Annotated in this window: 10 protein-coding genes; 6 read left to right on the top strand and 4 right to left on the bottom strand. The window is 67.8% G+C overall.

From position 1 onward, the window contains the following. Positions 1–268: 268 nt before the first annotated feature. Complete coding sequence (locus tag HNV26_RS29575) at positions 269–2,491, top strand: RelA/SpoT family protein (RefSeq protein ID WP_171444155.1); 2,223 nt, start codon at positions 269–271, stop codon at positions 2,489–2,491. A 70-nt stretch (positions 2,492–2,561) separates the two neighbouring features. Further along, a complete protein-coding gene (locus HNV26_RS29570; protein ID WP_011553252.1) occupies positions 2,562–2,957 on the top strand; it encodes a RidA family protein in 396 nt (131 codons plus the stop codon). An 86-nt stretch (positions 2,958–3,043) separates the two neighbouring features. Here HNV26_RS29570 and HNV26_RS29565 read toward each other — a convergent pair whose 3' ends face one another. After that, positions 3,044–5,014, bottom strand: a complete 1,971-nt coding sequence (locus HNV26_RS29565) for a DsbA family protein (RefSeq protein ID WP_171444154.1) — start codon at positions 5,012–5,014, stop codon at positions 3,044–3,046. A gap of 196 nt (positions 5,015–5,210) precedes the next feature. Between HNV26_RS29565 and HNV26_RS29560 the strand changes: the two genes are divergently transcribed. After that, on the top strand, positions 5,211–5,441 hold the full coding sequence (locus HNV26_RS29560; protein WP_171444153.1) for a sulfurtransferase TusA family protein: 231 nt from the start codon (positions 5,211–5,213) through the stop codon (positions 5,439–5,441). 28 nt (positions 5,442–5,469) lie between these two features. Here HNV26_RS29560 and HNV26_RS29555 read toward each other — a convergent pair whose 3' ends face one another. Beyond that, positions 5,470–6,378, bottom strand: coding sequence for an ABC transporter ATP-binding protein (locus HNV26_RS29555; RefSeq protein WP_140862422.1), 909 nt, complete (start codon positions 6,376–6,378; stop codon positions 5,470–5,472). Beyond that, on the bottom strand, positions 6,375–7,292 hold the full coding sequence (locus HNV26_RS29550; RefSeq protein WP_171444152.1) for an ABC transporter permease: 918 nt from the start codon (positions 7,290–7,292) through the stop codon (positions 6,375–6,377). The genes HNV26_RS29555 and HNV26_RS29550 overlap by 4 nt, the downstream gene beginning before the upstream one ends. 118 nt (positions 7,293–7,410) lie before the next feature. Here HNV26_RS29550 and HNV26_RS29545 point away from each other — a divergent pair, with 118 nt between their 5' ends. Then, the gene (locus tag HNV26_RS29545) at positions 7,411–8,862 is read left to right on the top strand and encodes a penicillin-binding transpeptidase domain-containing protein (RefSeq protein ID WP_216612834.1); all 1,452 of its coding nucleotides are present in this window, start codon (positions 7,411–7,413) and stop codon (positions 8,860–8,862) included. An 8-nt stretch (positions 8,863–8,870) separates the two neighbouring features. Here the strand turns inward: HNV26_RS29545 and HNV26_RS29540 are convergent, their stop codons facing one another. Then, complete coding sequence (locus HNV26_RS29540; RefSeq protein WP_171444150.1) at positions 8,871–10,025, bottom strand: DUF4388 domain-containing protein; 1,155 nt, start codon at positions 10,023–10,025, stop codon at positions 8,871–8,873. Positions 10,026–10,046: 21 nt separating this feature from the next. Between HNV26_RS29540 and HNV26_RS29535 the strand changes: the two genes are divergently transcribed. Beyond that, positions 10,047–10,325 (top strand): glutaredoxin family protein, encoded by a 279-nt coding sequence (locus HNV26_RS29535; protein WP_090495165.1) that lies wholly within the window; start codon positions 10,047–10,049, stop codon positions 10,323–10,325. Positions 10,326–10,466: 141 nt separating this feature from the next. Beyond that, positions 10,467–11,399 carry a GGDEF domain-containing protein gene (locus HNV26_RS29530; protein ID WP_171444156.1) on the top strand — a complete coding sequence of 311 codons (933 nt, stop codon included), beginning with the start codon at positions 10,467–10,469 and terminating at the stop codon, positions 11,397–11,399. Positions 11,400–11,435: the final 36 nt, after the last annotated feature.

Here is an 11,435-nt window from a genome sequence, read left to right as displayed (position 1 = left end):
GGGCGCGGCAGCGGGCTCGCCCAGCGCCTGGCCGCAGAGCACACATGCGGCCGAGCGAGGCGAGTTGTACCCGTCACAGTTCGGGCAGACCACGGCGAGGGAGGACAGCAGGAGCTGTGACATGTGCGGAGGCGAATCTACGGGGCCGTAAAACACCGGGTCAACGAAAGCGAACGCACCAACTGGGGTGTCCCAGAGGGAGGTGACGTCCAGGTGTGGGGCAACGTTGCCCCTCCGTTGGTGCAAAGTTACGATTGCTCCTCATTCGATGATTCGCCTGAACGACATCCTCCAACGGGTTTCCCAGTACCACCCCGACCCCGACCTGGACATCATCAAGAAGGCCTACGTCTATTCGGCCAAGGTCCATCAGGGTCAACTCCGGAAGTCAGGCGAGCCCTACCTCGTCCATCCGCTCGAGGTCGCCGGCATCCTGGGCGAGCTCAAGCTGGACGAGGCGTCCATCGTCACCGGACTCCTTCACGACACTATTGAGGACACGCTGGCCACCGAGGAGGAGCTGACGGAGCTCTTCGGTTCGGAAGTGGCCCACCTGGTAGACGGCGTCACCAAGCTGTCCAAGTTCTCCGCATCCGCCAGCCTGTCGCAGGAGGAGAAGCAGGCGGAGAACTTCCGGAAGATGATCATCGCGATGGCGCAGGACATCCGCGTCATCCTGGTGAAGCTGGCGGACCGCACGCACAACATGCGGACGTTGGACCACATGTCGGAGGAGAAGCAGGCCCGCATCGCGCAGGAGACGCTGGACATCTACGCGCCGCTGGCCAACCGGCTGGGCATCTCGTGGATCAAGACGGAGCTGGAGGACCTGAGCTTCCGCTACGTCAAACCGCAGGAGTTCTTCGCGCTCCAGGCGAAGCTGAACAAGCGCAAGAAGGAGCGGGAGAAGTACATCGAGGACACGTGCGACGTCATCCGCTCCAAGCTGGCCGAGCGCGGGCTGAAGGGCGAGGTGAGCGGCCGCTTCAAGCACGTGTACAGCATCTACAAGAAGATCAAGTCACAGGGCATCGACTTCGATCAGATCCACGACATCATCGCCTTCCGCATCATCGCGCCCACCGCGCCCTCCTGTTACGAGGCGCTGGGGCTCGTGCATGAGATGTGGAAGCCGGTGCCGGGGCGCTTCAAGGACTTCATCGCGATTCCGAAGCCCAACATGTACCAGTCGCTGCACACGACCATCATCGGTCCGCTCAGCGAGCGCGTGGAGGTGCAGATCCGCACCTCGGAGATGCACAAGATCGCCGAGGAAGGCATCGCCGCGCACTGGAAGTACAAGGAGGGCAAGGCCGTCATCTCCAAGGATGACGAGAAGTTCGCCTGGCTGCGGCAGCTGATGGAGTGGCAGCAGGACCTGAAGGACCCGAAGGAGTTCCTGGAGACGGTGAAGGTGGACCTCTTCACCGACGAGGTCTTCGTCTTCACGCCCAAGGGGGACGTGCGCTCGCTGCCTCGCGGCGCCACGCCGGTGGACTTCGCCTACGCCATCCATTCGGACGTGGGCAACCGGTGCGTGGGCGCCAAGGTGAACGGGAAGATCGTCCCGCTCCGCTACAAGATGAAGAACGGGGACACGGTGGAGGTGCTCACCAGCCCCCAGCAGCACCCGTCCAAGGACTGGCTCACCTTCGTCAAGACGAGCCGGGCGCAGCAGCGCATCCGCGGCTTCATCAAGCAGCAGCAGCGCGAGAAGAGCCTGCAGCTGGGACGCGAGCTGGCGGACCGCGAGCTCAAGCGCTTCCAGCTCAACTTCAACCGGTTGCTCAAGTCCGGCGAGATGAAGAAGGCCGCCGTGGACCTGGGCTTCCGTGTGGAAGACGACATGCTGGTGGCCATTGGCTACGGCAAGGTGACGCCGCAGCAGCTGTCGCACCGGCTCGTTCCCCAGGAGAAGCTCAGCGCCGCGGAGGCCGGGGGGCGCGCGGACGCCAACCCCGCCGCCGCGACACCCTCGGGTGGAACCGGCAACTCGGTGCTGCCGGGCCTGTCCCGGGTCACCGACCTGGCGAAGCGGCTGGTGGGCCGCAGCAGCCGCAGCGGCGTGCAGATTGGCGGCGTGGACGATGTCCTCGTGCGTTTCGGGCGGTGTTGCAACCCCGTCCCCGGAGATCCCATCGCCGGCTTCATCACCCGGGGGCGGGGCGTCACGGTGCACACGGTCGGCTGTGAAAAGGCGCTGGCCACGGACCCCGAGCGGCGCGTGGACGTGTCGTGGGACGTCCGGGGAGACTTCAAGCGGCCCGTCACCCTGCGCGTCCTCACGGCGGACCGGCCGGGCCTGCTGGCGGACATCACCAACACCTTCTCCAAGAAGGGCGTCAACATCTCCCAGGCCAACTGCCGGGCCACCGGAGATGACCGGGCGGTGAACACTTTCGAGGTCATCATCTCCGACCTCAAGCAGCTCACCGACCTGATGCGAACCATCGAGCGGCTCCAGGGCGTCTACTCGGTCGAGCGCATCTAACCGCCTTCGCCTTTCGTGGTAGAGCGCCCGGAAACCCCGGCGGCCCGATTCGGGCCGCTCTCACCCCGAGGTGCGCCGCATGGCTCGCAAGGCAATCCACTCCGACCAGGCCCCCAAGGCCATTGGCCCGTATTCCCAGGCGGTGCAGGTGGACGCCGGGAAGATGACCTTCCTCTCCGGCCAGATTCCGCTCGACCCCGCCACCATGGAGATGGTGCAGGGCGACGTCGTCGCGCAGGCGGAGCGGGTGATGGAGAATCTGAAGGCCGTGCTCGCCGCCAGCGGGCTGGACTTCTCCCACGTCGTGCGCTGCACCATCTTCCTCACCGACTTGGGCGACTTCGCCCGGGTGAACGAAGTCTATGGCCGCTACTTCACCGGCGCGCCGCCGGCCCGCGCCACCGTGCAGGTGTCCGCGCTGCCGCGTGGCTCCAAGGTGGAGATTGACGCCATCGCCGTCTCCTGACGCAAGGGCTGGAAAGACGAAGGCCGCCGGACTCCGAGGAGTCCGACGGCCTTTGTCGCGTCAGGGCCCCAGGGCCCCGGCGGGGACTACTTCGAGTCGGCCACCGCGCCGCCGAGCTTCTTCAGCTCCTCGTCGATGACGCGCTTGAACGCGTCCACGGGCTGGGCGCCCACGAGCGTGCGGCCGTTGATGAAGAACGTCGGGGTGCCGGAAGCGCCCACGCTGGACGCCTGCGCCATGTCGGCCTCGATCTGCGCGTTGAACTTGCCCTGGTCCAGCGCGGCCTTGAACTTGTCCACGTTCAGGCCCAGCTCCTGCGCGTACTTCTCCAGCGAGGCGCGGTCCAGCGCGCGCTGATTGGCGAAGAGCTTGTCGTGGTACTCCCAGAACTTGCCCTGCTCGTGCGCGGCCAGCGCGGCGGCGGCGGCCAGCTTGGCGTTGGCGTGGAAGGGCAGCGGCTGGTTCTTGAAGGCGACCTTGATCTTCCCGCCGTACTGGTCCTCCAACTGCTTCAGCGTGGGCACCACGCGGCTGCAGAAGGGGCACTCGAAGTCGGAGAAGGCGACGATGGTGACGGGCGCGTTCTTGTCGCCCTTCACCGGGGCGTTGCCCACGTCCACCTTCTGGACCGGGGGCTCGGCCGGAGCGCCAGGGGCCGCGGCGGGCGCCGTCGGGGCGTTGGCGACGTTCTCCGCGTTCAGCTTGGCGTAGAGCTCCTCGGGCTTGGTGCCGGCGGCGAGCAGCTTGTCCGCCTTGCCAATCTCCTCGTCGATGACGCGCTTGAAGGCCTCGAAGGGCTGCGCGCCGACGAACTCACGGCCGTTGATGAAGAAGGTCGGGGTGCCGTTGGCGCCCACGGCGTTGCCGGCGGCCATGTCGGCCTCGACCTTCGCCTTGAACTTGCCCGAATCCAGGGCGGCCTTGAACTTGGCGACGTTCAGGCCCAGCTCCTGCGCGTACTTCTCCAGGGAGGCGCGATCCATGGCCTTCTGATTGGCGAAGAGCTTGTCGTGGTACTCCCAGAACTTGCCCTGCTCGTGCGCGGCGTGCGAGGCCTCGGCGGCCAGCTTCGCGTTCGCGTGGAAGGGCAGCGGCTGGTGACGGAACACCACGCGCACGTCCTTGGCGTAGGTCTCCTTGATCTTCGACAGGGTGGGGCCCACGCGGCTGCAGAAGGGGCACTCGAAGTCAGACCACTCGACGATGGTCACCTTGGCGTTGGCCGGGCCGAAGGAGGGCGAGTCCGAGGGGATCTCCACCTTCTGGACCTTGGCGGCGGGCTGCTGCGGCTGCGCCTTGGGCGCGGCGCGCTCGGAGCCCTTCTCGATGATCTTCGCGTACACCTGCGAGGCGGGCACGCCGCTCTTCACCAGGTTCTCCGCCTTGACCAGCTCCTCGTCGATGAGGGCCTGGAAGTTGGCGATGGGCTGCGCGCCCGACAGGAAGCGGCCGTTGATGAAGAAGGCCGGGGTGCCGCTGGCGCCCAACTGGCCGGCCAGGGCCTGGTCGCGGGTGATGATGTCCTGGAACTTGGGGTTGCTCAGCTCGGCCTTCCACTTGTCCAGGTTCAGGCCCAGCTCCTTGGCGTACTGCTCCAGGGACGCGTCATCCAGCTTCTTCTGATTGGCGAAGAGCTTGGCGTGGTACTCCCAGTACTTGCCCTGCTCGCCAGCCGCCATCGCGGCGATGGCCGCGGGCTTGGCGCGCGGGTGGAAGGACAGGGGGTTCTGCTTCATCACCACGCGGAGCTTCTTGCCGTACTGCTCCTGGAGCTTCTCGATGGTGACGTTCGCCCGGCTGCAGAAGGGGCACTCGTAGTCGGAGAACTCCACCACGGTGACGAGCGCGTCGGCGCTGCCATGGGTCGGCGAGTTCTCGATGGGCACCTTGAACACGGTGGGATCCACCGGACGGCGTCCAGCCGGCGCAGGGGCGGCGGGAGAGTTCGGTGCGGCCTTGGCGACTTCGGACTTCGTGGACGGGCCGGTGGTGACACGGCCGCCAACGAACCCGAGCACCAGGCCGACCAGCAGGGCCACGATGACATTGGGCTTCATGAGTGGGTCTTGCTCCTTCGCCATGGGGCCGGCATTGTGGGCCCGAGCGGGTTTTCAACGAGGGCAGAGGGCGGCGGTCTTAACAGAGGGAATTCCAGACGCGCAAGCAAGCCGCTCTGGCCTTCCAGGGAGCCGCGCCCTCTCAGGGGCCCCAAAACTCGGGAGACTTCGGAAAAATTCCGTCAGAGTCTCGCTCATGGACGCCGCCGTGCGCATCGACACCCGCGGGGCCTTGTGCCCCATGCCCATCCTGGAACTCGCCAAGGCCATGAGAGCCCTGGCGCCAGGGACGCTCGTGGAGCTCGTCTCCACGGATCGCGGGTTGGAAGCGGACCTTCCCGCATGGTGCGAGGCTACGGGGAATCCACTGGTCCGCATGGAGCGCCGGGAGCACCTCTACGTGGGCTGGGTGCGCAAGGCGGGTTGAGCCGCCTGCCGCCAGCCCACGCCTTGCTTCAGAGCATCTGCAGGACGCGATCTTCCAGGCGCTGGCCGCGGCTGACGCCCAGGATGAGCACGTCATGCTGCAGCAGGTGACGCACCACCTGGCTGATGACCTCTTCGGGCGCCACGCCGCCGCTGAAGCGCACGCGCAGCACGGTGTCGCTCTCCATGCGCGCGTCCGTGATGTGGGGCATCACCGTGAGCTCCGGGATGATGACGCTGCCGCGAGCAATCTGGACGCGGAACTCGGCGCCCTGGCCGGTGAGCTCATTCATGCTCCCCGCCTGGGCGAGCGTGCCCTTGTCGAGGATGGCGGCCGCGTCACACAGCTCCTCCAACTCCTGGAGGTTGTGGCTGGAGACCACCACCGTCTGCCGGCCCTTCATGTCGCGGATGACCTGGCGCACCTGGGCGGCGATGCGCGGATCCAACCCGGCGGTGGGCTCGTCCAGCAGCACCAGCGGCGGGCTGCCCATGAGGGCCTGGGCCATGGCGGCGCGCTTGGCCATGCCGTGGCTGAGCGCCTGCGTCTGGACGTTCCAGGCCTCCATGAGGCCCACCTTGTCCAGGGCCTCGCGCGCCTCACGCTCCGGCTCGGCCAGGGCGGACAGCCGCGCCCAGTACGTCAGCAGCGCGCCCACTTCCCAGCCGGGCGGCAGCACCGCGTCCTGCGGCAGCGCGCCCAGGCGGCCCTTGAGGGCGCCCGGGGTGGTGGGGTCCACATCCATGACCTTGAGCGAGCCCTCGGACGGGTAGAGGTAGCCGCACATCATGGAGAAGGTGGTCGTCTTGCCGGCGCCGTTGGGGCCGATGAGCCCGTACACCGCGCCCTTGGGCACGGAGAAGCTGACGCCGTTGACGGCGACCTTGGGGCCGAAGCGCTTGGAGACGCCGAACAGTTCAATGGCCACGTCGCTCACAGGTCCCTCGCGCGCAGGATGCCGTAGGCCGCCATCAGGAAGACGAACGCGAAGACCGCGTAGGCAGCTCCGCTCGCGCCGAACTGCGCCAGGCCCGGATGCAGCAGGTCGCTGGCGTAGTACGACGGGGACAGGTAGCGCAGGAAGCGCAGGTTGCCCGTGTCACCCGAGGCCCGGCCGATGGTGTCCATCAGCCAGAAGACGAACAGCAGGATGAAGTTGAACACCAGGCTCACCGCTGGCGAGCGGAACAGGCTGGAGCACAGCGTCGTGAGGGCCACGTAGGCCAGCGAGAAGACGATGGCCGCCAGCCAGAACTTCAGCAGGTTGATCGCCACGGCGGGGAAGCTGAAGTCCGGGTTGGCCACGCGGGCGTAGATGAAGATGGCCAGGTCGATGATGAGCACCAGTCCGAGCAGCAGCGTCGCCTGCGTCAGGAACTTGCCCAGCAGCACCGACGAGCGCCGCGCGCGCACCGTGAGGTAGCGCATGGAGCGTGGGCCCACTTCACCGCTGATCTGATCGAAGCCCATCAGCGCGATGTACGCGGGCAGGAAGAAGAGGGTGATCTTGAAGACGATCAACACCTCCAGCGGCACCTGCGCCAGGGCCTCGATCATCGCGGAGTCGTTGCTGGTGAGGAAGCCCAGCACGCCCTTGCGCATCTCCTCGTTGAGCTGCACGGAGGCGCTCGCATCCGCGCCCGCGCCTTCCAACTGCTTGGCGACGGCGCTGCGGACTTCACCCGCGAGCCAGCCGACCACCAGCAGCACCAACGCGGAGAACATGCTGTAGAGGCCGAGCAGCACCACCGTCCGGCCACTGCGCACGGCCCGGCGGAGCTCGGCGCTCCAGATGACCACCGTTTCTTTCAATCCGTCCAAAGTGTGGGCGAACCTAGCGGACTTGCACACCCCTCCGCCAAGTTTCTGATTTCACCGAGGGGCGGAAGCGACCAGGGAGGCATCCGTGGACAGCGCGCCCCCAGCCGGTAGGATCCAGCCGTCGCTCACCCCGGAGCCCCCCGTAGCAATGCGCTTCCACCGCCGTCTCCTGTCCGCCGCCGCGCTGCTCCCCCTGGTCCTCGTCATTGGCGCGACCGAGCCGGAGCAGCCCGCGTCCGCCGGTGTCTCCGAAGACGGTGGGGTGGGGGGCGCTGCCCCTGGCTCGGCGTCGCAGGCCGCCCAGGCGGACGCGGGGACGTCCGGGGGCGCCACGGCGTCCCAGGGCGCCCAGCCCGATGCCGGGACTTCCGGATCCGCCGCCGTCTCCGCCGCCGCGGTGCTCGGGGGCGAGTCGCCGGATGGCGGCCTGGCGGCGCTCGCCGCGGAGCCGGGGATGGTTCCCCCCGTGCCCGTGCCCTCGCGCGAGAAGGCGCCGCCCATCGCCACGGTGAAACCGCTTCCCAGGTCCGCGGACCTCATGGGCCGCGCGACGCTGGAGGGCGGGAAGCTGGTGGTGAAGGAGAAGGGGGGCAAGAAGAAGCAGCTCACCATCGACCCGGTGCTGCAAGCGTCGCTGACGCAGATCCTCCGCAACTACGAGACGCCCTACGGCGCGGCCGTGGTGCTGGAGCCGTCCACCGGACGGGTGCTGGCGTTGGCGGAGCACTCGGCGGCGAGGCCGGAGCTGCGAGGGCTGCCGGTTCGCGCGGTGTTCCCCGCAGCCAGCATCTTCAAGGTCATCACCGGCGGCGCGCTGCTGGAGGCCGGCGTCACACCGGATACTGAAGAGTGCTTCCACGGCGGCAAGCGGCGCATCTCCGAGAAGCACCTGCAGGACAGCGAGCGGGACAGCTCCTGCTATTCGCTGGCGCTGGCCATGGGCAAGAGCGCCAACGTCATCTTCGCCAAGCTGACGAACAAGCACCTCACGGTGGACTCGCTGCGCCGCATGGCGGCCCGCTTCCGCTTCAACCGTGAGATTGAGTTCCCCGTGCCGACGGATGTGTCGCTCGCCGCCATCCCCGAGGAGACGTTCAGCCTGGCCAACACGGGCGCGGGTTTCGGGGACGTGTACCTGTCCCCGCTGCACGGCGCGCTCGTCGCCGCGGTGGCCGCCAACGAGGGCCGCTGGGTGGACCCCATCCTCTTCGAGCCCGAGGGCCCGGCGCCGCTGCTCCCGGTGGAAGGCGAGCCCGTCCTCACGCCGGAGGCCGCGAAGGACCTCACGGCGATGCTGGAGGAGACCGTCACCACCGGCACCGCGCGCGCCGTGTTCCGCGAGCGTGGCTTCCGCGTGGATGACGCCGTGGGCAAGACGGGCTCACTGGCGGACCGCGAGCCCTTCCGTGACTACTCGTGGTTCGTGGGCTTCGCGCCCAAGGACAAACCGCGTGTCGCCGTGGCCGCCATCATCGTCAATGACCCGAAGTGGCGCATCCGGGGCACCTGGCTGGGCCGCGAGGCGCTCCGCCTGGGCTTGGAGCGGATGCCCGCGCCGGTGGAGATGACGGCCCCGGCCTCCGCCGCTGGCAAGCACTGACGCTTCCGTCAGCGCGGCGTCAGCTTCACCAGCGCCGCGTCCACGAAGCCAGCGAAGAACTTCAGCGCATCCAGCTCCTGCAGCGGCGACACGTGGACGATGGCGGCCACGTCGCGCCGTCCATCGATGCGTGACAGCAGATAGCGCTCCGGCGCGGAGAGCTGGAGCGTCTTCAGGTGCCCGGGCGCGACCTGAAGCGTGGGGACCCTGGGCGGGTCGGCCAGCTCCCGTCGCAGGTGCACCAGGAGCTTCTCCTGGGCCGCCTTGACGAACTCCGCCGTGCGAGGGGAGGGCGACATCTCGTGCGCCCGCCGCGCCAGCGCCTCGCCGTCCCGCGCGTTGCCCGCGTCGAGGAAGAGCTGCGCGGCCTGGAGCACCTCGTCCGATGACGTCTCCGAGCCGATGATGCCCCGCTCTCCGGTCTCCTCCTCCACCACGGACATCTCGGACTCGGGCGGCTCGTCGGACACCTTCACCGCGTCCAGGCGGTAGAGCGCATACAAGCGCTGGTAGAGGAAGAAGTCCGTGGCGTGCAGCGCCAGCGCGATGCCGTCGATGGTGAGGCCCTCCTTGATGAGCTGGACGATGCGCTCGTCCATGCTCCCGGGCTTTCGCTCGGGCAGCTTGCGCTCGTCCACCGAGAGCCGGACCGCGCCGGAGGGGAAGACGGCGTGGATGGCCTGCCAGGCCGTCTCCCGGAACTCGCCCTCACGGTGGACGTCCAGCAGGTCCACCCTGACTTCCAGTCCCGCGACCTCTGGCGCCGTGTCCGCCGCCTCGAAGAGGAAGTCGCCGTCCTCCCAATGGAAGGCGTCGAGAATCATCTCCCGGAACTTGTGGCTGAGCGTGCCGCGCACGGTGGCTTCCGGCACCAGCCCCGTCATCACCAGGATCTTCCCCAGGAAGATGCGCGTCTGCGCCTGGGTCGAAAACGCCTTCTCCAACTGGTCCTCGGTCAGGTGCCCCATATTGATGAGGAACTGACCGAAGAACTCGCGCGGCTGGTTGGAACTGGCGCTGACCACATGGCCTTCGCGCAGTTCGAGTTGCTTGCGCACGTCCCCACGCTCCACCTTCAGGGACCCCGTCGCTCGCCGGTTCCCGAGATAGACGACGAGATCCTTGAGAGGCATCGTCGAGAAGTCGCCAGACAAGCCACGCATTAACCGTTCATCCTGCCCCGCATGCGCGTCGATATCTACTCGAAACCCAATTGCTCTCTCTGTGACAAGGCGGCCGCCGTCGTGGAGTCCGTGCGCGCTCGCATCCCCTTCGAGCTGCGGATCATCTCCATCCTGGAGGATGCGGAGGCCTTCACCGCCTGGCGTTACGACATCCCCGTGGTCGTCATCGAAGGGGTGCCTGCCTTCAAGCACCGCGTGGACGCCGCGGAGTTCGAGGCGCGGCTGCATGAGGTCAAAGGTGGCACAACCATTGCTAAATCCGCTGCCCAGAATGGGTAGCCAGCTTCCCTTCTCTAGTAAATTCGAGGGGATGAGGGAGTCAGGGTGGGGTTCGAGGCTGTAAATCCGGGGGGGGCCCCGAAAAGCGGCAGAGAAAAGTTCACGCGGGAAGGTGGAACGGTGGGTGTGAGAAGGAAGCGAGTGGGCAAGGCCGGACAGCCGCCCACCGTGCTCGTCGTCGAGCCACGAGCAGCAGACCTGGAACAGACCCGGCTGCTCCTGGCGGAGGCCGGCTTCCGGGTGGTGCCGGTGACGCGCTTCGACGCGGCGGTGCCACTCTTCGAGGTCATCCGCCCGGCCGCGGTGTTGCTGGCCGCGCAGGCGCCTGACTTCGCGGCCGTCCAGGTCGCGCGCCGGTTGCGGCAGCTCAGCCAGGGCGCGGTGCCGCTGCTCTACCTGGTGGATGAGCGGGACGCCGAGGCCCGGCGGTACTGCCTGGAGCGGGGGCAGTGCGTGGACCTGGTGCCTCGTTCGGGCAGTGGCTCGGAGCTGGCGACGAAGCTTCACGCCCAGCTGAAGTTGAAGGACGCGGTGCTGCGGGCCGCCGCGGGGGAGGAGGCCGGCACGGCCCAGGCGCTCCATGACCCGGTGACGGGGCTCTACAACCGGCCCTTCCTATTGGAGCTCATCAGCCTGGAGGCGCGGCGGGCGGAGCGCTACGGCGGCGGATTCTCCGTGGTGGCGGCGGAAGTGGGGGGCTGGTCGGCCTTTCGCAAGGAGTTTGGGCGCGGCATGGCGGAGCGTCTGCTGGTGTACAGCGCGGTGGTGTTGGGGCAGACGGTGCGCGACGCGGACGCGGTGGCGCGGGTGGGTGACTGTCAATTCGCGCTGATGCTCCCGGGAACGCCCGCGGAGTCGGTTCAGGAGGTGGTATCCCGCGTGGCGGCGCGCTTCGACACGGCCCGCTTCCAGGTGGAGGGGAAGGTGGTGCGCACGTCACTGGAGCTGGGAACGGTGAGCTTCCCGGATTCGGTGGGCACGCCCACGCAGCTGTTGAGCGCGGCGCAGCAGGACATGCGACGCGCGCGTGAGTATCGCCGGATGGTCGGGAGCACCTCCCGGCTGTCGGTGTGAGGGTGGGTAGGACTTCGATGCAGCGGGCGAGTGGAG

This window comes from Myxococcus xanthus, from assembly GCF_013116825.1.
Classification (GTDB): Bacteria; Myxococcota; Myxococcia; order Myxococcales; family Myxococcaceae; genus Myxococcus; species Myxococcus xanthus_B.
The sequence above is the reverse complement of the archived record's forward strand: the minus strand, read 5'-3'. Positions and strand labels throughout refer to the sequence as shown.